General features: G+C 64.7%; 20 protein-coding genes. 7 read left to right on the top strand and 13 right to left on the bottom strand.

Annotated elements, in window-relative coordinates; all coding sequences use genetic code 11:
• Positions 1 to 34: 34 nt before the first annotated feature.
• The 3 genes from glnA (at position 35) to VGV07_RS23155 (ending at position 3161) form a co-directional block, all read left to right on the top strand.
• Positions 35 to 1444, top strand: a complete 1410-nt coding sequence (gene glnA, locus VGV07_RS23145) for a type I glutamate--ammonia ligase (protein ID WP_326871110.1) — start codon at positions 35 to 37, stop codon at positions 1442 to 1444.
• 110 nt (positions 1445 to 1554) lie between these two features.
• Positions 1555 to 2178 (top strand): nucleotidyltransferase domain-containing protein, encoded by a 624-nt coding sequence (locus tag VGV07_RS23150; RefSeq protein ID WP_326871111.1) that lies wholly within the window; start codon positions 1555 to 1557, stop codon positions 2176 to 2178.
• Positions 2175 to 3161, top strand: coding sequence for a DUF808 domain-containing protein (locus tag VGV07_RS23155; protein WP_326871112.1), 987 nt, complete (start codon positions 2175 to 2177; stop codon positions 3159 to 3161). Before VGV07_RS23150 ends, VGV07_RS23155 begins: the two co-directional genes overlap by 4 nt.
• A gap of 260 nt (positions 3162 to 3421) precedes the next feature.
• Here the strand turns inward: VGV07_RS23155 and VGV07_RS23160 are convergent, their stop codons facing one another.
• From VGV07_RS23160 to VGV07_RS23170, 3 genes are all read right to left on the bottom strand, one after another.
• Complete coding sequence (locus VGV07_RS23160; RefSeq protein WP_326871113.1) at positions 3422 to 4567, bottom strand: epoxide hydrolase; 1146 nt, start codon at positions 4565 to 4567, stop codon at positions 3422 to 3424.
• A gap of 65 nt (positions 4568 to 4632) precedes the next feature.
• Positions 4633 to 5328: a helix-turn-helix domain-containing protein gene (locus tag VGV07_RS23165; protein WP_326871114.1), complete on the bottom strand. Its 696-nt coding sequence runs from the start codon at positions 5326 to 5328 to the stop codon at positions 4633 to 4635.
• Between the two features lie 9 nt (positions 5329 to 5337).
• Positions 5338 to 6063 (bottom strand): hypothetical protein, encoded by a 726-nt coding sequence (locus VGV07_RS23170; protein ID WP_326871115.1) that lies wholly within the window; start codon positions 6061 to 6063, stop codon positions 5338 to 5340.
• A gap of 215 nt (positions 6064 to 6278) precedes the next feature.
• On the opposite strand from VGV07_RS23170, the gene VGV07_RS23175 reads away from it, so the two are divergent.
• The gene (locus tag VGV07_RS23175) at positions 6279 to 6890 is read left to right on the top strand and encodes a LysE family translocator (protein ID WP_326871116.1); all 612 of its coding nucleotides are present in this window, start codon (positions 6279 to 6281) and stop codon (positions 6888 to 6890) included.
• 28 nt (positions 6891 to 6918) lie between these two features.
• Here VGV07_RS23175 and VGV07_RS23180 read toward each other — a convergent pair whose 3' ends face one another.
• The 5 genes from VGV07_RS23180 to VGV07_RS23200 all read right to left on the bottom strand — a co-directional run bounded on the left by VGV07_RS23180 (position 6919) and on the right by VGV07_RS23200 (position 10893).
• Positions 6919 to 7593 (bottom strand): PilZ domain-containing protein, encoded by a 675-nt coding sequence (locus VGV07_RS23180; RefSeq protein ID WP_326871117.1) that lies wholly within the window; start codon positions 7591 to 7593, stop codon positions 6919 to 6921.
• Positions 7594 to 7791: 198 nt separating this feature from the next.
• Positions 7792 to 9321 carry an ABC-F family ATP-binding cassette domain-containing protein gene (locus VGV07_RS23185; RefSeq protein ID WP_326871118.1) on the bottom strand — a complete coding sequence of 510 codons (1530 nt, stop codon included), beginning with the start codon at positions 9319 to 9321 and terminating at the stop codon, positions 7792 to 7794.
• Between the two features lie 412 nt (positions 9322 to 9733).
• Positions 9734 to 9907: a hypothetical protein gene (locus VGV07_RS23190; RefSeq protein WP_326871119.1), complete on the bottom strand. Its 174-nt coding sequence runs from the start codon at positions 9905 to 9907 to the stop codon at positions 9734 to 9736.
• 157 nt (positions 9908 to 10064) lie between these two features.
• The gene (locus VGV07_RS23195; protein ID WP_326871120.1) at positions 10065 to 10391 is read right to left on the bottom strand and encodes a hypothetical protein; all 327 of its coding nucleotides are present in this window, start codon (positions 10389 to 10391) and stop codon (positions 10065 to 10067) included.
• Between the two features lie 100 nt (positions 10392 to 10491).
• Entirely contained in the window at positions 10492 to 10893 is a 402-nt protein-coding gene (locus VGV07_RS23200) for a hypothetical protein (RefSeq protein WP_326871121.1), read from the bottom strand.
• A gap of 398 nt (positions 10894 to 11291) precedes the next feature.
• On the opposite strand from VGV07_RS23200, the gene parE reads away from it, so the two are divergent.
• The 3 genes from parE (at position 11292) to VGV07_RS23215 (ending at position 16368) form a co-directional block, all read left to right on the top strand.
• Positions 11292 to 13325, top strand: a complete 2034-nt coding sequence (gene parE, locus VGV07_RS23205; RefSeq protein ID WP_326871122.1) for a DNA topoisomerase IV subunit B — start codon at positions 11292 to 11294, stop codon at positions 13323 to 13325.
• Positions 13326 to 13712: 387 nt separating this feature from the next.
• Positions 13713 to 15182, top strand: a complete 1470-nt coding sequence (locus tag VGV07_RS23210) for a DEAD/DEAH box helicase (RefSeq protein WP_326871123.1) — start codon at positions 13713 to 13715, stop codon at positions 15180 to 15182.
• A 133-nt stretch (positions 15183 to 15315) separates the two neighbouring features.
• Positions 15316 to 16368 (top strand): GGDEF domain-containing protein, encoded by a 1053-nt coding sequence (locus VGV07_RS23215; RefSeq protein WP_326871124.1) that lies wholly within the window; start codon positions 15316 to 15318, stop codon positions 16366 to 16368.
• 251 nt (positions 16369 to 16619) lie between these two features.
• On the opposite strand, the gene aroA is transcribed toward VGV07_RS23215, so the two are convergent.
• The 5 genes from aroA to sufD form a co-directional block, all read right to left on the bottom strand.
• Positions 16620 to 17900: a 3-phosphoshikimate 1-carboxyvinyltransferase gene (gene aroA, locus VGV07_RS23220; RefSeq protein WP_326871125.1), complete on the bottom strand. Its 1281-nt coding sequence runs from the start codon at positions 17898 to 17900 to the stop codon at positions 16620 to 16622.
• Positions 17901 to 18213: 313 nt separating this feature from the next.
• Entirely contained in the window at positions 18214 to 18594 is a 381-nt protein-coding gene (locus tag VGV07_RS23225) for an iron-sulfur cluster assembly accessory protein (RefSeq protein WP_326871126.1), read from the bottom strand.
• A 53-nt stretch (positions 18595 to 18647) separates the two neighbouring features.
• A complete protein-coding gene (locus VGV07_RS23230) occupies positions 18648 to 19064 on the bottom strand; it encodes an SUF system Fe-S cluster assembly protein (protein ID WP_326871127.1) in 417 nt (138 codons plus the stop codon).
• Between the two features lie 33 nt (positions 19065 to 19097).
• Positions 19098 to 20318 (bottom strand): cysteine desulfurase, encoded by a 1221-nt coding sequence (locus VGV07_RS23235; protein WP_326871128.1) that lies wholly within the window; start codon positions 20316 to 20318, stop codon positions 19098 to 19100.
• A gap of 166 nt (positions 20319 to 20484) precedes the next feature.
• Positions 20485 to 21690 (bottom strand): Fe-S cluster assembly protein SufD, encoded by a 1206-nt coding sequence (gene sufD / locus VGV07_RS23240; RefSeq protein ID WP_326871129.1) that lies wholly within the window; start codon positions 21688 to 21690, stop codon positions 20485 to 20487.
• Positions 21691 to 21763: the final 73 nt, after the last annotated feature.

A 21763-nucleotide genomic window follows, 5' to 3' on the forward strand; every position in this document is an offset into this window, starting at 1 on the left:
TAGCATCAACTCCAGACTTACACAGGGGAACCTAATGACCACTGGAAGCGACATCCTCAAGAAGATCAAGGACGAGGACATCAAGTACGTCGACCTCCGCTTCACCGACCCGCGCGGCAAGCTGCAGCACGTCACCATGGACGTGACGGTCGTCGATGAGGATCTCTTCGAGGAAGGGACCATGTTCGATGGTTCCTCGATCGCTGGCTGGAAGGCCATCAACGAGTCCGACATGGTGCTGATGCCCGATCCGAACTCGGCCTACATCGACCCGTTCTTCGGCGCCCCGACCCTCGCCATCAACTGCGACATTCTCGAGCCGCTGACCTACCAGCCGTACAACCGCGACCCGCGCACCACGGCCAAGAAGGCCGAGGCTTACGTCAAGGAACTCGGTATCGGCGACACCGTGGTGTTCGGCCCCGAGCCCGAATTCTTCATCTTCGACGACGTCCGCTATTCCAACACCACCTACAAGGTGGGTTTCTCGGTCGATCACTCGGAACTGCCGTCCAACAACGACACCGAGTACGAGTCGGGCAATACCGGCCACCATATCGGTCTCAAGAAGGGCTATTTCCCGGTGCCGCCGCTGGACAGCGCGCAGGACATGCGCGGTGAAATGCTCGCCGCCATGGCTTCGATGGGCGTGACCGTCGAAAAGCACCACCACGAAGTGGCCTCGGCCCAGCACGAACTGGGCATCAAGTTTGCCCCGATCATCAAGTCGGCCGACGACGTGCAGATCTACAAGTACGTCATCCAGCAGGTCGCCCAGGCCTACGGCAAGACCGTGACCTTCATGCCCAAGCCCGTCTATGGCGACAACGGCTCGGGCATGCACTGCCACCAGTCGATCTGGAAGGACGGCAAGCCCCTCTTCGCCGGTGACCAGTATGCCGGCCTCTCGATGGAAGCCCTGTACTACATCGGCGGCGTGATCAAGCACGCCAAGGCGATCAACGCCTTCACCAACCCGACCACCAACAGCTACAAGCGCCTGGTGCCGGGCTTCGAAGCTCCGGTGCTGCTCGCCTACTCGGCGCGTAACCGCTCGGCCTCGTGCCGCATTCCCTTCGGCCAGTCGCCGAAGTCGAAGCGCGTCGAAGTCCGCTTCCCCGATCCGCTGGCCAACCCCTACCTCGGCTTCGCCGCGCTGCTGATGGCCGGCCTCGACGGCATCAAGAACAAGATCCACCCGGGCGACCCGATGGACAAGGATCTTTACGAGCTGCCCAAGGAAGAGCTGAAGCAGATCCCGACCGTTAGCGGCTCGCTCCGTGAAGCGCTCGAGTCCCTCGACAAGGACCGCGACTTCCTCAAGGCCGGCGGCGTGTTCGACGACGACCAGATCGACAGCTACATCGAGCTGAAGATGACGGAAGTCATCAAGTTCGAGCACACCCCGCACCCGGTCGAGTACGAAATGTACTACTCGGCCTGAGCGCCGGATCGATCGATGGAATATGGAAGGGCCCGACAGCGGGCCCTTTCTTTTTTTGTCCGGTCTGTTGTACCCACGCGCTCGCCCTCAGCAGGAGAGGTCCGGAACCCATGTCCAGCCGCTGGCGTGAGACACCACCTGAGGAGCTTGTCGGCTGGCTCACCGGCGCTAGTGTGCGCTGGGGCATCGCCGGCGGTTGGGCGCTGGACCTGTGGCAAGGCAGCGTCAGCCGGCCGCATTCCGATATCGAGATCAGCTGCTTCTTGGCCGATCTCCCTGCCCTGCTGCCGATCCTCGCGCGCTTCGAGATCGCCATCGCCCGCAACAAGCAACTGACTTTCTACGAACCCGGAACCGAGCTCCCGTCGCCACCGTTCAGCCTCTGGCTCCGCCGGCACGGTGAAACGCTGTGGGATTTCGAGATCGTTTCCGAGGCACAGCAGGAGGAACAATGGGTCTATCGCCGGGAGCCGTCCGTCCGCCTCCCCATGGCCACCGTCTTCAGCCGTACCGCGTCGGGCTGGCCGATCATCGCTCCCGAGGTGCAGCTGCTCTACAAGTGCAAACAGCCCCGCGACAAGGACCTGCTCGATCTCGCCCGCTTCGTCCCGGCGCTTGACGAGGCCGCGCGGCTCTGGCTCCGTTCCGCGGTAGCGGCGGCGCACCCTGAATTCCTGCCGGCCCTTCTGGATATTGAGGCGCTCGCCGCCCGCAACGATGGTACTTTCCAATGAGCGTTGGACTACTCGGCCTTCTCGATGACGTGACGGCCCTGGCCAAGGTCGCTGCTGCCTCGATCGACGATGTGGCGGGCCAGGCGGCCAAGGCCGGGCTGAAAGCCGCAGGAGCGGTGATCGACGACACCGCCGTGACGCCCAACTACGTCACCGGCTTCTCCGCCGACCGCGAGCTGCCGATCGTCTGGCGCATCGCCGTCGGCTCGATCCGCAACAAGCTGCTTATCCTGTTGCCCGCGGCCCTGGCGCTGAGCTTCTTCGCGCCTTGGCTGATCACCCCGCTGCTGATGATCGGCGGCGCCTACCTCTGCTACGAGGGGGCCGAGAAGGTGTTCGAGGCGATCTTCCCGCACGAGGCGCATGCGCACGAAGCAGAGGCCCTGCCGCAGCCGGCCGATCCCGGCAAGCTCGAGGAAGAGCGGGTTGCCGGAGCCATCCAGACCGATTTCATCCTCTCGGCCGAGATCATGACGATTGCCCTCGCCGCCCTGCCTGACCTGCCGTTCTGGGAGCAGGCACTGGTCCTGGTCATCGTCGCTTTCGGGATCACGGCGGCGGTCTATGGCGCCGTCGCGCTGATCGTCAAAGCCGACGATTTCGGGCTGGCGCTGGCCAGTAAAGGGCGCACCGGCGTTGGTCGCGCCACCGGTCGCGGCATCCTCATCGCCATGCCCTGGGTGATGCAGACCCTCAGCATCGTCGGCACCGCCGCGATGATCTGGGTGGGCGGCGGCATCGTCATCCACGGCCTTGCCGGCTTCGGCTTCGACCAGATCGAGCATCTGATCGAAGCCATCGCCCACGGTGCCGAGGAGATGCTGCCGGCGCTCGGTGGCTTCATCGAGGGGCTCGCCACCATCCTTGCCGACCTCGTGCTGGGCCTCGCCCTGGGCCTCGTACTGATCCCGGTGGCCGGCAAGCTGATCGGACCCGCCTGGAAGGCGATCCGTGGCCTGTTCCCGCGGAAGGCGGAAGCCTGAGCGTTCGGACACGGCCGTTGGGCCGGCCTGGCCCTGCCCACCGCCGTCATCCCAGCAACAGCTGGGGACTGCAATTGGTGCCGCACCCGCGGAGTCATTCCCGCGAAAGCGGGAACCTCTGTTCTGGCGCGCCAGGCGAGATCGCCAACTGAGGTCCCCGCTTTCGCGGGGACGACCCGGTGGGTGATACGGTTCACCGAGGAAACGGCTGGCAAAGCGAAAGGGCCCTTCCGGGCCCCTTCTCAACTTGGACGCTGCGCTCAACCAATCTGAGCAAAGAACCCGCGCACATCGCCCACCCATACCTCCGGCACTTCCAGCACGGCATAGTGCCCGCCAACGTCGAACTCGTTCCAGCGCACGATGGTGTTGCTGGTTTCGCCATAACGGCGGATCGGCACTTCGTCGAAGCCGAACACCGCGACACCGGTCGGCACGCCTGAGTTTGCCTTGGGCGACCAGGCCTCCGGGTCATGCGCGTTCTCGTAGTAGAGCCGGATCGACGAAGCGGCCGTGCCGGTGAACCAGTAGATCATGAAGTTGGTGAGGAACCGATCCATCGGCACGGCGTCGACGCCGTCACCGAAGCTGGTGAACAGCTCGCTGATCCAAGCGAGCAGCCCGGCCGGCGAGTCAGAGATGCCGTAAGCCAGCGTCTGCGGGCGGCTCGACTGCATGATGTTGAAGCCGAAGTGCTCCGCCATGAACCGCTGCACCCGCTGCAGGCGCACCTTCTCGCTGTCGGTGAAGGTAGCGATCTCCTCAGGCGATACCGGGCCGAACGGAATGAAACCCATGGTCGCGGCGTTGAGGTGGATGCCGATCACCCGCTCCGGCGCCAGCCGGCCGATCTCCGGCCCGATTATGGCGCCGGCGTCGCCGCCCTGCACGCCGAAACGCTGGTAGCCAAGCCGGCTCATCAGTTCGATGAAGGCCTTGCCGATGCGGACGTTGTTCCAGCCGGCTTCGCGGGTCGGGCCGGAAAAGCCGAAGCCCGGCAGCGACGGCACCACCACATCGAACGCATCCTCGGCCTTGCCACCGTGCGCCACCGGGTCGGTCAGCGGCCCGATCACGTCGAGGAACTCGACGATAGAACCCGGCCAGCCGTGGATCAGCAGCAGCGGCGTCGCGTTCTGTTCGGCCGACTTCACCTGGATGAAGTGGACGTTCTGGCCGTCGATTTCAGTGGTGAACTGCGGCAGCAGGTTTATCTCGGCCTCGGCCTTGCGCCAGTCGAAACCGTTGAGCAGCCGGTCGACGGCGCCGCCGACATAGGCATTGGTCGGGCCGGCGGCCCAACTGCCTTCGACTTCGCTCGGCATCACTGTGCGGGCGAGCCGGTCCTTGAGCTCCTGCAGGGCGGCAGCGGAAACGTCGATCTTGAAGGGGGTGATGGTGGCCATTTCGGGTACTCCGTTGCGGGGGTATTCGTTGAAGACGCCCCTTGGTACCCAACCCCTGCCCGCGATTATTGGAAGTTTCCGACAAGCGTGCCGGACCCGGCGCGAACGATCTCTTTTGGCGTCTGCCCCATGATCGCTTTCAGCGAATTGATCATGTGCGCCTGGTCGGAAAAGCCCAGTGCCAGAGCCACGTCGACCGCGGGCCGGCCCATCTGCAGCATGGCCACCGCCTTCTGCGCCCGCTGCACCAGGGTGAAATGCTTGTAGGTGAGCCCGGTAGTCCTGAGGAAATGCCTTTGCAGCGTCCGCTCGGTCATCGCCTTGGGCTGCCCATCGACCACCGAGGCGACCAGCTCATTGCTGTCGACGATGCCGTCGCGGACCAGCCGCTCGACGAACACATCGGCATTCTCGAAGGTCGGGATCTCGCGCACGTCGGTGCCGATCCAGAAGCCGGCTTTGCCGAACTTCTCAAGCATCACGCCTTCGTCGCGCATGATGTCGCCCGGCATCAGCGGCATGAAACTGTGCGGCTTGAACGAGATCACCAGTTGTTCGTCGCCCGCCTCGTGCTCGTAGACCACCGGCTGCGTGGTGAGCCCGGTGCGCAGCACCATCGTGTCGTCGCCACGCTTGATAATGGCAATATCCCAGCAGCCATCGGGCTGCATCAGCGTCGTTCCGGTCGTGTCGAAACGAACGGAGCTGATGCTCTCGACGAAGGGCGAGTCGATCGGCCGGCTTTGCACGATGCGCTTCATGGGCGGAGCCTACCAGTTGCGGCGCGCGGCACCAAGTTTGGGACGCGGCTGTGCCGTCCGCTGGGGCGCGTTGGTCGCCATCCAGATTATGTGACGGGCGCCGCGCCCGGTCGTGCCGGCTCGAACCTTCAATTCCTCGACCGCCATGCCTGATTGCTGCAGCCGCCTGGTGAACCCGGCATCGGGCGCTACCGACCACACTGCAACGACGCCACCCGGTCGCAGCGCTGCCTTGGCACTGGCGATTCCACCATGGCTGTAGAGCCTGTCGTTGCCCGGTCGCGACAACCCCTCGGGGCCGTTGTCGACATCGAGCAGGATCGCGTCGAACTTCTGCGAGTCAGTGGCCATCGCTGCACCGACATCGCCCTCGCGCAGCTGCACCCGCGGATCATCGAGGCTATCGCCGTGGATGCCCGCCAGTTGCCCCTTCGCCCACTTGATCACCCCCGGCACCAGTTCCGCGACGACCAGTTCCGCGTCGGCTGGCACAAGCTTCAGCGCGGCGCGCAGGGTAAATCCCATGCCGAGCCCGCCGATCAGCCAGCGCTGCTTCGGGCGCTGCCCGATCCGCTCGGTCGTCAGCGCCGCCAGCGCCTCCTCAGAACCGCTCATCCGGCTGCCCATCAGTCCGATGGTCCCGGCAAAGATCGTGAATTCGGTGCCGCGCTGCCGCAGCACGAACTCGCCGCCACCCGGCACCTTCGCACGATCGAGTTCAATCCAGGGCAGCACGCGCGTCTCCTTGCCGGGTCCGAGCAAGCTCTAGAGCATTTCAACGCTTCTTTTAATCGTTGAGATGCTTCAGGTTCATGACTGGTCGCGCTTGCGAACCGGAAAGTCCGCAACTTTTCCTGAAACGCTCTAGCCGCACCGCTGCCCGAGCAACAGTCCTCTGGCGCATATCGCATCGATAGCTATGCTGTCCGGCAATCGCTTCGGAGCCAGCCATGACCGCCGAATTCCTCATCACCACCCTCGTGATCGTCGCTTCGCCGGGCACCGGCGTACTCTTCACCCTCGCCGCCGGGCTTACGCGTGGCGCTCGCGCCAGCATTCTCGCCGCTCTTGCCTGCACGCTGGGAATCATCCCGCACATGGCCGCGGCGATCACCGGCCTTGCCGCCCTGCTCCACACCAGCGCGCTGGCCTTCGAGATCATCAAGTATCTCGGCGTCGCCTACCTGCTCTACATGGCCTGGGCGACGCTGCGTGAGAAAGGCGCCCTCAGCGTCGACACCGAAGCAGCACCCAAATCGGTCCGCCAGGTGCTGGTCTCGGGCATCCTGATCAACATCCTCAACCCAAAGCTGTCGATCTTCTTTTTTGCTTTCCTGCCGCAGTTCGTGCGCACCGACAGCGCCAATGCCCTGCCCCAGATGCTGGAGCTGAGCGCGGTGTTCATGGCCATGACCTTCGTGATTTTCGCCATCTACGGGGTGTTCGCTGCAGCGGTGCGCCAGCACATTGTCACCCGCCCGCGTGTCCTCACCTGGATGCGCCGCACCTTCGCTGCCGCCTTCGTGGCGCTCGGCGCCAAACTGGCCTTCACCGAGCGCTAGAGGCGACATCAGGCGCGGCAGGTGAGCACTAGTCGTTCAGCTTGAGCCGCTCGCCGGCGAGGATGCGGTGATCGCTGGTCTTGAGCGTCAACAGCGCTTCGAGTTGGCCGATCTGCTGCACTTCAGCGAACTGCACGGCAAAACCAGCCTCGACATGCCGCACCACCCGGCCCGGGATGGCGCCGACTCCGGCCGATGAACCGATCGGCGGCAGCACGTCGGCCGAGACGGCGACGCCAGACTGCGACATGTCGATGATGAAGCAGTCGAAGCGTCGCCCATCGCCCAGCGTCAGGCTCGCCCGTGTCTCCCGCGGCAGCACGCGCTTGTGCCCCCGCCGGTCACTGACCGTCTTGAGCGTTCGCCGCTTCAGCCAGTCGATCCGGGCGCCCAGGGCCGCGCGCTCCTGTTCAGTACAGTCAAAGGCCACGGCAAAGCCGCCGTCGAGAACCCGGCTGATCCTGCCGCGCACGATCCCAAGGCCCTGCAGCGTCATGGTCAACCCATCGCCGGCCATACCGCTCACCGGCGCGTTCACCACAGCCTCGTGCGCCGTGACGCTGCGCGCCCGGCAGGCGAACACCCGTACGGCGCCCGGCGCCTGCGCCCGCGCCGCCAGCACGTAGCTGCCCATCACATCGCCGATGAAGCGAACATCCTTGCGGCTGCTCGCACCAGCATTGCCCGGGGTCTTGCTCTGCATCGCCTGTGTCGCTCGCTGCACTCTCGCGTCATTCTACGCAAGATTGCCTATTGGGCTACGACTCAGACCTTACCGAAACGTCGATCAAACAGTATTTCTACGGGGCAACACGGGACACCAGTCGCAGCGAGGACGATTTTTGCTCACTTATTGTGTTGATTGGCTGGCGCCTAGGCCATTTGCACTAATCCAAACGATCTAGATTTGCTCCGTTTCCAACATCATCTCCTCGAAGAAGCCTTCCGGCCCATCGACTTCCTTGAGTCGCCGGCCGCTGATCTCCAGGTACCGGGTGCCGACATTGCGCACGAAACTGCGGTCGTGCGACACCAGCACGGCCGTCGCCTCCTGCGCCAGGATCTCACTCTCGAGGGCCTCTCGGCCCGGAATGTCGACGTGGTTGGTCGGCTCATCCATCAGGTAGAAGTTCGGCTCCTGTAGCCGCAAGGCCAGCAGCCCCAGCCGCGCCCGTTGGCCAAAGCTCAGTTGTCCGATCGGCCGCGACTGTTTTTCGATGACGAACCCGGCGGACGCCAGCAGGCTCCGCACCCGCGCATCGGGTTGCTTGAACGTCACCGAAATGAAGCTCTCGGGCGTCTCCTTCACTGGCAGCTGCAACATGTCCTGATCGGTGTAGCCCAGCACTAGCGACGGCGTGACCCTGATGCCGGGCACACTGTCCGGCTCGACCATGGCGCGGTGGATGAGTTTCACCAGTTGCGATTTGCCGGTGCCGTTCTTGCCCAGCAGCACCACGCGATCACCTTGGAAGATGTGCAGCTTGTCGATCTTGAACAGCGCCTGACCGCTCGGCGTGGTCACTGTCACGTTCTCGATGCCGACGAGCAGCTTGGCGTGCGTGCCCCGATTGCTCAGCTTGATCTCACCCGAGCGCTCGCGATGCGTCGGTCGCACCGCTTCCTCGATCCTGGCGGCGCGCTCTCGCAACTGCTTGGTCTTGACCACCAGCAGGTCGCTGCCCGAGTTGATGCCGATGTTGTTGAGCTTGGCTGCCTGTTTCCGAAGCTTGCTCGCTTCCTTGAGGTCACGCTCGTTCTGGGCCTCCTGCGAAGCGTCCTCGCGCTCGATTTCCCGGCGGGCTGCCGAATACCCGAGCGGCATGTAGCGCGACGTGCCGGGCCGCAAGAACAGCGTCCGGTTGGTCACGGCATCGAGGAAGTCGCGGTCGTGGCTGGCAACGATCAGCGGCATGTTGCGCGCCTCGCGGTTGAGCCAGGTCTCCAGCCGGAACAGTTTGGACAGGTCGAGATGGTTGGTCGGCTCGTCCATCAGCAGCGCGTCCGGATCGGTGACCCAGACGCGGGCGATCAGCATCAGCCGCTGCCAGCCGCCGCTGAGCGCCGACACCGGCCGTTCGCGCAGCTCGTAGGGCGTCTCTAGCCCATCGAGCGCCACGTCGGCCCGCCAGGCATCGCTGTCACGGTCGGCGACCGGTAGCGCTCCGAGGACGGCGTCGCGCAGGCTGCGCGGCATCAGCTCGGCCGGCACGTCCTGTTCGACATAACCGATGCGAAGCCCGCGCGAGCGCACCACTTCGCCGGCGGTGGGTTCCGCCAGCCCCGCAATCACCCGCAGCAGCGAGGTCTTGCCGAGGCCGTTACCAGCGACTAGCCCGACCCGGTCGCCATCCGCGACGACGAGACTCAGGTCGCAGAACAGCGGATCGGTGGCAGTGATGGAAAGGTTCTTGAGGCTGATCGAGCCCATGTTCGTCTCTCTGGAATTCTAGCGGTCCCAGATGGGGACCTGTGCCGTCAATGGCTCACGCGCGAGGCGAAGCCGGCTTGGGCAGACCAGAATGGTGTGAGACGACGAAGACGTCCGGACCCGTTCGGCCAGCCCTGCAACTAAAGCTGCAGGGCCGAAACAGGGCCGCGACTGCGGTGCTGGTCATGACGATAGCCCACGCGACCCTCCTTGGTTGGCATTGCGGACGAGGCGTTTAGAGCACCGGCGGCGATTGGAGGTCAAGTGTCGGCGTGCCCGCACGCGCAACATCCACCGGGTCATTCCCGCGAAAGCGGGAACCTCTGTTTGCGATTGCAACAAGGAAAACGGAGGTCCCGCATTCGCGGGGATGACATCGAGCGTGGGGCCGCGTTGGCGCACCATCGCTGTCTCACACCAGGTAGAACAGCGTGGTGATGGCGGCGAGGGTCAGCGGGCGAGGCAAAGCAAGATGGGCAAGCCGGTACGCAAAACTATCAAATCCGGCCTGCTGCCATCCGCTGTCGCGTGGCGCCCTCAAAGCCGTCTCAATGTACGCGAGACCGCTCTTGGCTTGGGCGCGCATACGGCTACTCCGAACAAAAACCGTATGTGAAATTCATACCCGCGAGCGCTTAAGAAAGTGCTTCCGAGAAGCAAACGAAGTCTGAATCAAGTGCTCCAAAACAACGCGTCCGGACCTTTGTACGGCGCCGGACGCATTGGATTCACGAGCGATTTCGTCAGCTGCGGCGCAGCCGCTCACGATTGAGGATCGCACCGGTGCAGGTTGAGACCCGCAGCAGGTAGACCCAGTTGCCGCGCGTTGCCCGCACCTGGATGCGTCGGTCGTTCCGCACGTTGAGGTAGATGTTGGTATAGCCCTGCTGCCGCACGGCGTTGCGGATCTGCCGGTCGGTCAGCTCGATGCAGATCAGCGGCCGGCGATAACCAAAGCCGTCGGTACCGAAGCCGAACTGGAACTGCACGCTCTGCGCCTGCACGGGGAGTGCAGAAGCGCCGAGCGCCAGCCCGAGCACGGCGGCGCGGATGAACGTAGTGGCTTTCATGTCGATCTCCATTGCACCTCACCAACGAAAAATCCCGGCCCTGGGAGGCCGGGATCTGGCGGGAGCGCGAGGGAGGAGCCGGGCTCCCGCCGGAACTGGACTAGAAGCGGAACTGGAACTGGAAGCCCGGGTGATACGGGCGACGCAGCCGCTCGATATCCGAGACGCGGCCAGTGCAGCGGTTGATGTTCATGGCATAGGTGCGGCGGCCATAATCGGCCACCACCTTCACCCGCACCCCGCGACGGTCAACGAAGCGGATATCGTCAAAGCCGGCGCGGCGCAGGCCACGGCGGACCTCGTTGGTGGTCAGGCAATCGCGCTTCATCCGGCGGCCATTGTCGAAGCCGTACGAGAAGCTGCTGCCGCCACCCTGGATGCCGAAGTCGAAATTGAACGACTGGGCCTGGACCGGCATGGCGGTGAACGTCGCCGCACCAAGCGTTACCGCAACGATCGCGGCACGGCCGGACTTCATCACGGACGAGAGGATTGAGGTCATGATAGTCTCCTTCAGGATCAGCTTGGGTGCCAGGTCCACTAGCGTGCCACGACCCTAAAAGTTGCATTCTTAACCAATACGATATCGCCCGTTCATCCTCCGTTCAGGTTGCGAGGCAACCTGCCGGCAGAATTCCGAGTGATATCAGGCGCAGTCGATGGTGAGATTGCCGAACGCCCAGCCCGGACACTGCCTACTGGCCCCAGCTGGGTGCTCCGCAATCTCGAGCGATGAAATATGGTGCCGCCGTTGAATGCTCGCGGAACCGTGCATTCACTTGCCGTTCACGACCGGTTGACAGCTCGAGCGCCGGGCCCTACCTCCCGCTTAACCCACCCAAAGCAGCAAGTATGCTAGAGCTTGTGAGGCGCCCGATTCGCGCCTCGGACGGAGATTTCATGGCGGCGATCGAAGACCTTTTCGGCCCTGACGGCGATGACGCTGCTCCGCAGCGGGCGCCCGCGCCCCCCACGCCGAAGACGCCAGCCGCCAGCCCTGCCCCCAGCGTCGCCCACGCTGCTTCCTATTCGGCTGCCGATATCGAGGTACTCGAAGGCCTCGAGCCGGTGCGTCGCCGTCCCGGCATGTATATCGGCGGCACCGACGCCAACGCGCTGCATCACCTGTTTGCCGAAGTCATCGACAACTCGATGGACGAAGCCATTGCCGGCCACGCCAGCCGTATCGAAGTGCATCTGGGCGAGGACGGCTTCCTCACGGTTACCGATAATGGCCGTGGCATCCCGGTCGAGAACCACCCGAAATTCCCCGGCGTCTCGACGCTGGAGATCGTCATGACGCGGCTGCATGCCGGCGGCAAATTCGACGGCAAGGCCTACGAAACCTCTGGCGGCCTGCACGGCGTAGGCGTTTCCGTGGTCAACGCGCTGTCCGACAGCCTCGTCACCGAAGTTGCCCGCGACCAGATGCTCTATCGCATCGCCTTTTCTCGCGGCAAACCGCTCGGCGCCGTCGAGACCGTCGGCAAGGTACAGAACCGGCGTGGCACCACGCAGCGCTTCCACCCCGATCCGGAAATCTTCGGCGAGCACAAGTTCTCGGCCGCCCGTCTGTTCAAGATGACGCGCTCGAAAGCCTACCTGTTCGGTGGCGTCGAGATCCGCTGGACCTGCGACGAGAGCCTCGCGACCTCCGACGTGCCGGCCAAGGCAACCTTCCACTTCCCCGGCGGCCTGCGCGACTTTCTGGGCAACCGCATCGAAGGCGAGCCGCGCATCGCCGAGGATATTTTCTCGGGCATCATCGGCAAGCCCGGCACCCACGGCTCGGTCGAATGGGCGGTGGCCTGGTGTCTCGGCGACGGCTTCGTCAACTCTTACTGCAATACCGTTCCGACCGGCGACGGTGGTACGCACGAACAGGGCCTGCGCGTTGCCCTGCTCCGTGGTCTGCGCAATTATGCCGAACTGAGCGGCAACAAGCGCGCCGCCCAGCTCACCGCCGAAGACGTTCTGGTGCAGTGCTCGGCCATGCTCTCGGTGTTCGTGCGCGAACCGGAATTCGTTGGCCAGACTAAGGATAAGCTGAGCTCGCCCGAGGCGACCCGCATTGTCGACACCGCGCTGCGCGACCCCTTCGATCACTGGCTCGCCGCCTCGCCCAACCAGGCCTCCAAGCTCCTCGACTGGGCCATCGAGCGCGCCGAAGAGCGCCTGCGGCGCAAGAAGGAAAAGGAAGTCGACCGCCAGTCGGCAACCCGAAAGCTCCGCCTCCCCGGTAAACTCGCCGACTGCACCCAGTCGGCCGCCCAGGGCGCCGAGATCTTCATCGTCGAGGGCGACTCGGCCGGTGGCAGCGCCAAGCAGGCGCGTGACCGCAAGAGCCAGGCCATCCTGCCGCTGCGCGGCAAGATTCTCAACGTTGCCGGCGCCACCCGCGACAAGGTGCAGGCCAGCCAAGCCATCGCCGATCTGACCCAGGCGCTCGGCTGCGGCACCCGCGACCGCTATCGCGAAGACGAGCTGCGCTACGACAAAATCATCCTGATGACCGACGCCGACGTCGACGGCGCCCACATCGCGTCGCTGCTCATGACCTTCTTCTTCCAGGAGATGCCCAAGCTGATCGAGGGCGGCCACCTCTACCTCGCCATGCCGCCACTGTTCCGCATCAGCTCCGGCCCGAAAGTCGCCTACGCTATGAACGATACGCATCGCGACCAGCTGCTGGCCAGCGAGTTCAAGGGCAAGAAGCCGGACATCACCCGCTTCAAGGGCCTCGGCGAGATGCCCTATGTCCACCTGCGCGAGACGACGATGGACAAGAAGACCCGCACCCTGCTGCAGGTCCGCATCCGCGACGACTTCGAAGAGACCAGGCTCTCCGTCGACCGGCTGATGGGCAACCGCCCCGAGGCGCGCTTCGACTTCATCCAGGAAAACGCCGCATTCGTAACCGATCTCGACATCTAGGGATCGGGCTTCGGCGTTCCTGACAGTCAGGGGCGAAGATGTGGGGTGCTGAAGCTGTTTGGCGTGGGTGTGCTTGGGCAGATCGCCACGGCCGCCTACCCGTTCCGGTACGGATTGGCAACTGGCCCGAAATCGTAGTGCTCGATCTCGGCCGCGCCTGATCGGCACGCAATTAACTCCGCATCTGCAAATGCCGTTGACTCGCAAGGGGTTTCCACTATGTTCCGGGCGCGCTGCGCGAGCGCCCCGGACAGGGCGGAGTCCGGATCGGTTGCTGCAAGGCGAAGCCTGATTATCCGGCTTGTACTTTGCGACCCCTTCGTCGACCCGCACCTCCTCAAGTAGCTGCCCGTCGACCTGCCTTCCCTACTTGAGCGGACCACTGATTTGGCAAATGACTTTTCCGGGTTGGGCCTTAGCGCCAAGGTGATCGATGCGGTTGCCGCATCCGGCTACACCAAGCCCACCGATATCCAGGCGCAGGCTATCCCGCATGTCCTTCAGAAGAAGGACATTATCGGCATCGCGCAGACCGGCACCGGCAAGACGGCGTCGTTCGTGCTGCCCATGCTGACGCTGCTTGAGAGTGGCCGCGCCCGCGCCCGCATGCCGCGCACGCTGATCCTCGAACCGACGCGCGAGCTCGCAGCGCAGGTGCACGAGAACTTCGAAAAGTACGGCAAGAACCACAAGCTCAACGTCGCACTGCTGATCGGCGGCGTCAGTTTTGAGGATCAGAACCGGGTGCTCGATCGCGGCGCCGACGTGCTGATCGCCACCCCCGGCCGCATGCTCGACCAGTTCGAGCGCGGCCGCATCCTGCTCACCGGCGTCGACATCCTCGTCATCGACGAGGCCGACCGCATGCTCGACATGGGCTTCATCCCCGATATCGAGCGCATCTGCGGCCTGCTGCCGCCGCGCCGGCAGACGCTGTTCTTTTCGGCCACCATGCCGCCGGAGATCCAGCGCCTCACCAACCGCTTCCTGCGCGATCCGATCAAGCTCGAAGTCGCCCGCCAGAACTCGACCGCCGAGACCATCGAGCAGCGCCTGGTGCGCGTCTCCGGTAAGCCGGAGGAAAAACGCGCAGCGTTGCGCCAGCTGATCCGCTCCGAGGACAACCTCAAGAACGCCATCATCTTTTCCAACCGCAAGCGCGACGTGGCCACCCTCGCCCGCTCGCTGGAACGCCACGGCTTCTCGGCCGGCGGCCTGCATGGCGACATGGACCAGAAGAGCCGCATGGAAACGCTCGATGCGTTCAAGACCGACAAGCTGCAGCTGCTGATCGCCAGCGATGTGGCCGCCCGCGGCCTCGACATCCCGGCGGTGAGCCACGTGTTCAACTTCGACGTGCCGACCCACGCTGAGGATTATGTGCACCGCATCGGCCGCACCGGTCGTGCCGGTCGCTCCGGCGTCGCGATCACCCTCGCCACGCCGTCGGACGGCAAGTACGTCGACGCCATCACCAAGCTGATCGCCAAGGATATTCCCGAGGTGAAGCTGGGCGGTGGAGCGGCAGAACGCTCCGCCGCACCGGACGCCGAGGAGCGCAGCGAACGCGCGCCGCGCGAAGGTCGTGGTCGCCGCGGCGGCCGGGCCCGCGATGCCGCGGCAGCGAGGACCACCGAGACTGAAGCCGCTGCGCCGCAGGAGGCCCGTGAGCCGCGCGCCGAGCGGCCCGAGCGCACCGGTCGTCCGCCCCGCAACGACGCGCACCGCGACAACAATCGTGGCAATGGCGCCGACAAGCCGGCCCGCGAACCCCGTACTCAGCACGTCGAAGGCATCGTCGCCGATTCGCCTTTCGGTTCTGATGGACCGATCCCGGCGTTCCTGCTGCGGAAATAGCCGCGATCTACAGACTTTCCCCGGCGATCTCAGTAGAATTGCTAACAGATCGCCGGGTTTTTACGCCTCATTAATGCGGAACAACTGACAATGCCGGCCGAAACGACCGGCAGGAGCCGGACCTGGGGGAACGGTGTCAGAACAGGAATTCAGACGCGCCCTGGGTTATGCCAATTCGGCGCTCGATCTGCTGAAGCGCGCGACTATTCCGCCGTATCCTCAGTTCTATGAGCTGCTCTACACCTACGCCACCGGCATCAATCCGGCGCTGAACGCCCGCATCAACGCGATCTTCCGCGACGGGCACCCCACTGCCGACGTCGTCGAGCGGCTCTACAACGAGTTTCTCCGCGCGCAGGACGCGAACGAGCGCATTTCCGGCGTGTCGCAGCGGATGTCGAATCGCATCGTCGCGATCCACGATGCCATCGACACCGCCATGACCACTGCCAGTTCCTACTCAGCCTCGTTGCAGGTGGCGAGTGGCGATCTCGGCTCGGTGGAGCTGGATGCCGCTCGGCTGAGGACGCTGGCGAACGCGCTGCTGGCAGAAACGCGCCGCATGCAGGACGCCAACCATCAGCTCGAAATGAACCTTGCAGCTTCGCGCGACGATATCGAAGCGCTGCAGCGCGACCTCGACGATGTGCGCCGCGAAGCCCTGCTCGACCCGCTCACCAAGGTCTACAACCGGAAGGCCTTCGACGACGGGCTGCTGCGCGCGGTCGGCCGGGCCGAAGAGCATGGCGACCACATGTGCCTGATGCTGATCGACATCGATCACTTCAAGCGCTTCAACGACACCTGGGGCCACCAGACCGGTGACCAGGTGCTGCGCCTCGTTGCCATGACGCTCAAATCCAACATCAAGGGTCGCGACATCGCCGCGCGCTATGGTGGCGAAGAGTTTGCCGCCGTCCTGCCTGATACCGACCTCGAGGGCGCGGTGATTCTTGCCGACAACATCCGCAAGGCGATCCAGGCCAAGGAACTGCTGAAACGCTCGACCAACGAGAAGCTCGGCCGCGTCACCGCCTCGTTCGGCGTCGCCATGTACCGCGAAGGCGACACCCCTTCGAGCCTGATCGAACGCGCCGACCGTTGCCTCTACGCCGCCAAGCACCGCGGGCGCAACGTGGTGGTCGGCGAGACCGAGTTGGGCGACGAGGATATCGTAGCGGCGTAGGCGACCGCTGAAGTCGCTCGTCGCTTCCCTCCGATCGCGCATCGTTCCGATGCGGTACCCCCTCATCCGGCGCTGCGCGCCACCTCGCGGCGAGAGCTACGGCCTCGTCCGCTGACCTCAAGGGGAGAAGGAATCCTGACTGAGATGGTTGAGGTGGCCGCCTTCTCCCCTTGAGGGAGAAGGTGCCCGAAGGGCGGATGAGGGGTACGCGATGCAAGGCATCGCCGATCCGAGCGGAAGCGAGGAGCGACCTACGCCACTGTCTCCACCCCAAGCGAACGCAGCGCGTCCCAGTACCCGGGATAGGTCTTCCCGACGCACTCGGGGTCGAGGATCGTGATACCGCCGATCTTCAGTGCAGCCAGCGCAAAGCTCATGGCGATGCGGTGATCCTCGTAGGTCTCGATGCTGGTCCGCGCGTTGCGGTGCTTGAGCTCAATCAGGCGCGGATCGGACGACACCACAAGGTCATCGCCTTCCTCATGCGCGAGGCCCGGCCGGATGCGGTTGAGCTCGGTCGAGAGTGCCGAGATCCGGTCGCATTCCTTCACCCTGAGATTGGCGATGCCGACGAAACGCACCGGTGTCTCGTTGAACGCGGCCAGCACCGCCAGCGTCGGCACTGCGTCCTGCATCTGCGAGCCGTCGATCACGTCGGGCATGCGCGGAAACATGCGGATCAGCTTGGCCGCCTCGGCGTCCGGCTGCGTGAACGCCTCCATCGGCACGCCGAGGTCGATCCTGCCACCGGTCAGCGCTTCCGCCGCCCAAAGGTAGGTTGCCGCCGAAGCGTCGGGCTCGATGTGGAAATCCGTCGCCTGGTAACCGGTAGGCTGCACCCGCCAGGTCATCTCGTCGAGCTGTTCGACGCTGGCGCCGAAGGCCCGCATGGCAGCCAGCGTCAGGTTGACGTAGCCACGGGCATCGAGGTCCTTGCCGGTCAGCGCCACCTCGATCGGCCCCTCGCCGAACGGCGCCGCCATCAGCAGCGCCGACACATACTGGCTGGAAAGCCCGCCATCGATCTCGACCCGGCCGCTGCCGAACGAACCGGTGCCGTTGATCACCACCGGCGGACAACCGGTCTCGCTGCTCGCGTCGATCCCCAGCGAACGCAGCGCCACCAGCAGCGGCTCGATCGGGCGCTTGCGCATTGCCTCGTCGCCATCCACCACCACCCTGCCCTCGACCAGCGACACCGCGGCGGTCAGAAAGCGCGTGGCGGTGCCGGCGTTACCCAGCACCAGTGCCTCGGTCGGCGCCTTTAGCTTCCCGTCGCTGGTGACCACGAAACTCGTTGCATCCGGCTCCTCGATGCCGACGCCCATCTGGATCAGCGCCCTGGCCATCAGCGCCGTGTCCTTGCTCTTCAGCGCTCCGGTGAGCCGGCTCGTCCCCTTTGCCAGTGCCGCCAGCAGCAGCGCACGATTGGTGATCGACTTCGAGCCCGGTGGGGTGACCCGGCCGACCAGCGGATGATCAGGCGGAACGATCGTCAAAGCCTCGAGCTTTGAGGAAGCAGCAGCAGTCAATGGAGGACTCCGTCACAGAGCGGCGCCATGGCCGCACTCACTCCGGCAGCGCCGGACACTTCGATCTGTCGAATGGCCCGGAACGTCGCCGGGGTGAGGTTGAAGCAAGCGGAATGGGTTTAGCGCAGGCGCGTCGGGATTAATAGGGGCCACACGGCACCGCATCGCGCCAAACCCACCGGGTCATTCCTGCGAAAGCGGGAACCTCCGGTTCGGCCCCCAAAGCACGCGCCGGTGGAGAGATCGCAAACAGAGGCTCCCGGCTTTCGCGGGAATGACTCCGTGGCCTTGGCAGCTTGTTGGCGAGAAACGCCTAAGCGTGTGCCCGAGCCTCGGCCAGGGCCTTGAGGTCGGCCGGCTTCAACTGCACGCTCTCGCCGCAGCCGCATTCACCGGTCTGGTTCGGGTTCTTGAAGGTGAAGCCGGATTTGAGGATGTCTTCCTCGAAATCCATCACCGTGCCGAGGAGGAACAATGTGGCCTTGGGCTCCACATAGACGTGGACGCCCTTCTCCTCGATATGGTCGTCGCCCTTTACCGGCTCGGAGACGTAAGCGAGCGTGTAGGATTGGCCGGCGCAGCCAGCATCCTTGATGCCGACGCGCACCCCAACCACCGGGGTGGCGCTGTCCTCGATGATCTCGTTGATGCGCTCGACGGCGGCATCGGTGAGGCTCATGATCTTCAACGGCATCGGCTCAAGCCCTTCATCGTAACAAAACGATATATAGACCTAATCGGTGGAACTTACCACCAGTTCAGCGCCACCTGGGCTTCCTCGCTCATGCGCGAAGCGTCCCATGGCGGATCGTAGACCATGTTGACGGTAACGTCCTGGATGCCCTCGACGTTGCGCGCCGCATTCTCCACCCAGCCCGGCATCTCGCCAGCCACCGGGCAGCCCGGCGCGGTCAGCGTCATGTCGATGGTGAGGTTGCGGTCGTCATCGAGATCGACCTTGTAGATCAGCCCGAGCTCATAGATATCGACGGGAATCTCCGGGTCGTAGACGGTCTTCAGCGCACCGATCAGATCCTTGGTGATCCGCTCGACATCGTCGGCTGGAATCGCCGCACCGACATTGGGCGTGATGCGGGGCGCGTCGCCGGCGTTCGGCTCGGGAGCCGCAACGTCGGAGGCAATCTCGTTCACTTCGTCAGACATATCAATTCCCCAGGACGAAACGGTTCCGCGCTCTCACGCAAAGAAGCTTCGCGCTTTTTCGATGCCCTCGACGAGCGCGTCGATGTCATCCTTGCCGGTATATAGGCCGAAGGAGGCCCGGCAGGTAGAGGTGACGCCAAACCTTTGTAACAGCGGCATGGCGCAATGCGTGCCGGCCCGCACCGCGATGCCGTAGCGATCGAGAATGGTCGAGACATCATGCGCGTGGGCGCCCTTCACCTCGAACGAGAAGATGCCGCCCTTGCCCGGCGCAGTACCGATCAATCGCAGCGAGTTGATGCGGCTGAGCCGTTCCATCGCGTAACCCGTGAGTTCCGCTTCGTGCGCCTGCGCCGCGTCGCGGCCAACCCCCTCGACATAGTCGATGGCCGCGCCGAGCCCGATCGCCTGCACGATCGGCGGCGTACCGGCCTCGAACCGGTGCGGCGGCTCGTTATAGGTAACGCTGTCGCGGGTGACGGTGTCGATCATCTCGCCGCCGCCCTGGTAGGGCTGCATGTCGGCGAGCAGCTCGTACTTGCCATACAGCACGCCAATGCCGGTCGGGCCATAGAGCTTGTGCCCGGTGAAGACGTAGAAATCGACGCCCAGGTCCTGCACGTCCACCTTGAGGTGCACGGCGCCCTGGCTGCCATCGACCAGCACCGGGATGTTTCGCGCATGGGCGATTTCGACGATCTCCTTGATCGGCGTCACCGTGCCCAGGACGTTCGACATATGGGTGATCGCCACCATCCGGGTCTTCGGCGACAGCGCCGCCTCGAAGGCGTCGAGATCGAAGCTGCCGTCGTCGCGCACATCAACCCACTTCAGCACCGCGCCTTTGCGCTCGCGGTGGAAATGCCAGGGCACGACGTTGGAGTGGTGCTCCATGATCGAGAGCACGATCTCGTCGCCCCCCCCGATCCGCGGACCGGCGAAGGACGAGGCAACCAGGTTGATCGCCTCGGTCGCCGAACGGGTGAAGATGATCTCTTCGTTCCGCCGCGCATCGAGGAACCGCCGGGTCGCTTCGCGGCCGCCCTCATAGGCCTCGGTCGCCCGGTTGGCGAGCGTATGGAGGCCGCGATGCACGTTCGCATAAGCGTGCCGGTGCGCCCAATCCATCCGGTCGAGCACCTGGTTCGGCTTCTGCGCCGAGGCGCCGCTATCGAGGTAGACCAGCCGGTTGCCGTGGATCTTCTCGTCGAGGATCGGGAAATCGGCGCGGATCTGGTTCAGGTCGAAGGTCATACTGCTTTCCTGTTCGGAGGGCGGAGAAGGCCCCCTCGCCCGCCGCTGCGCGGCGACCTCTCCCCCCAGGGAGAGGTGGTGCTTGGGCACAAACTCCGCCCCCTCGCCACCTCTCCCTGGGGGGAGAGGTCGGAGCGCGCAGCGCTCCGGGTGAGGGGGCCTTCCTTCAGGTGTCAGCCGCCAGCCAGCCCTCGATCACCGCCGTCAGCGCCTCGTTCAGCGCCTCGTCCTCGATCGGGTCGATCAGCTCGGCGAGGAACGCCCGCACCAGCATGGTCTCGGCGTCCGCCTTCGCGATGCCGCGGCTCATCAGGTAGAACAGCGAGTCTTCGTCGAGCTGGCCGCAGGTCGAACCGTGGCCACAGACCACGTCGTCAGCGTAAATCTCGAGCTCGGGCTTGGTGAGAATCTCGGCTTCGTCCGAGAGCATCAGGCCCTGGCTCATCAGCTTGGCGTCGGTCTTCTGCGCATCGCGCGCCACCACCAACCGCCCCTGCACCACGGCCTTCGAGCGCCCACGGGCGATCGACTTGAACAGCGGCTTCGACGAAGTGTGCGGCACGGCGTGCAGCGCATCCATGGTGATGTCGGCGTGCTGGCCCTCCGAGACGAGGTTCAGCCCGGTAACGTCGGCATAGGCGCCGGCGCCTGCGTAGCGCGGGAACAGCTGCGTCCGGCTGAGCGCCGCACCGGCATTGATGATCAGGGTGCGAAGCTGCGCGCCTTCGGCGAGGTGATACTCGTTGGAGGCAAAGTGCGTGGCCTTCTTGGCCGCAAGGTTGACGGTTATGTGCGTCACCTTGGCGTTCTTGCCCAACGCCAGGTAGGTCGCGTGGTTGCCGAGATGCGCTTCCTCGCTGCCCGAGTAGGTCTCGACGATCACCGCGCTGCTGTTATCTGCGACGAAGATCTTCGCGGCGCTGGTCGAGTGCCCGGCAGCGCCTTCAGTGCGGCGATCGATCTGGATCACCGGGTCGACCGATCCGTCGAGGTCGAGCGTCAGGCACTCCCTGGTCAGCCCCAGGTTGAGACGCGTAACCACATCGTCACGCGTCGTAAGCACGCCGCCGGTCGACTTGCCGACGATGACGCCGGCCGGCGCCGTGCCGGTGTCCTGCACCACGCCATTGGCGATCATCAGCTGGTAGGCACCGGCCACGCGCAGCGCCGGAGCGCTCGCTTCGGTGGCGGCGCCAGCGAGTTCGGGGACCGAGCGCAGCAACTGCTTCAGGTCGGTGTAGTGATAGGCCTCGACGCGCCGCGTCGGCAGACCGGCGCCGGCAAGGCGCTCGGCTTCCGCGACCGCACCGGCGGCCGTCAGCTGGTCGATGAGCTTCAGTTCAGCCGGCCCGAGCCGGACGGGGACATGCATGGTCATCGGTCCTTACGCCGCCGCTTCGTCGAAGCCGGCATAGCCCTTGGCTTCCAGTTCCAGCGCCAGTTCC

This window comes from Devosia sp., from assembly GCF_035944845.1.
Classification (GTDB): Bacteria; Pseudomonadota; Alphaproteobacteria; order Rhizobiales; family Devosiaceae; genus Devosia_A.

Coding starts and splice junctions, on each gene's coding strand:
- parE (WP_326871122.1), top strand. CDS start 11,292: ATGGCGGCGATCGAAGACCTTTTCGGCCCTGACGGCGATGACGCTGCT.
- VGV07_RS23160 (WP_326871113.1), bottom strand. CDS start 4,567: ATGGCCACCATCACCCCCTTCAAGATCGACGTTTCCGCTGCCGCCCTG.
- glnA (WP_326871110.1), top strand. CDS start 35: ATGACCACTGGAAGCGACATCCTCAAGAAGATCAAGGACGAGGACATC.
- VGV07_RS23165 (WP_326871114.1), bottom strand. CDS start 5,328: ATGAAGCGCATCGTGCAAAGCCGGCCGATCGACTCGCCCTTCGTCGAG.
- VGV07_RS23235 (WP_326871128.1), bottom strand. CDS start 20,318: ATGACCTTCGACCTGAACCAGATCCGCGCCGATTTCCCGATCCTCGAC.
- VGV07_RS23225 (WP_326871126.1), bottom strand. CDS start 18,594: ATGCCGTTGAAGATCATGAGCCTCACCGATGCCGCCGTCGAGCGCATC.
- VGV07_RS23195 (WP_326871120.1), bottom strand. CDS start 10,391: ATGAAAGCCACTACGTTCATCCGCGCCGCCGTGCTCGGGCTGGCGCTC.
- VGV07_RS23155 (WP_326871112.1), top strand. CDS start 2,175: ATGAGCGTTGGACTACTCGGCCTTCTCGATGACGTGACGGCCCTGGCC.
- VGV07_RS23230 (WP_326871127.1), bottom strand. CDS start 19,064: ATGTCTGACGAAGTGAACGAGATTGCCTCCGACGTTGCGGCTCCCGAG.
- VGV07_RS23200 (WP_326871121.1), bottom strand. CDS start 10,893: ATGACCTCAATCCTCTCGTCCGTGATGAAGTCCGGCCGTGCCGCGATC.
- VGV07_RS23175 (WP_326871116.1), top strand. CDS start 6,279: ATGACCGCCGAATTCCTCATCACCACCCTCGTGATCGTCGCTTCGCCG.
- sufD (WP_326871129.1), bottom strand. CDS start 21,690: ATGCATGTCCCCGTCCGGCTCGGGCCGGCTGAACTGAAGCTCATCGAC.
- VGV07_RS23180 (WP_326871117.1), bottom strand. CDS start 7,593: ATGCAGAGCAAGACCCCGGGCAATGCTGGTGCGAGCAGCCGCAAGGAT.
- VGV07_RS23150 (WP_326871111.1), top strand. CDS start 1,555: ATGTCCAGCCGCTGGCGTGAGACACCACCTGAGGAGCTTGTCGGCTGG.
- VGV07_RS23190 (WP_326871119.1), bottom strand. CDS start 9,907: ATGCGCGCCCAAGCCAAGAGCGGTCTCGCGTACATTGAGACGGCTTTG.
- VGV07_RS23185 (WP_326871118.1), bottom strand. CDS start 9,321: ATGGGCTCGATCAGCCTCAAGAACCTTTCCATCACTGCCACCGATCCG.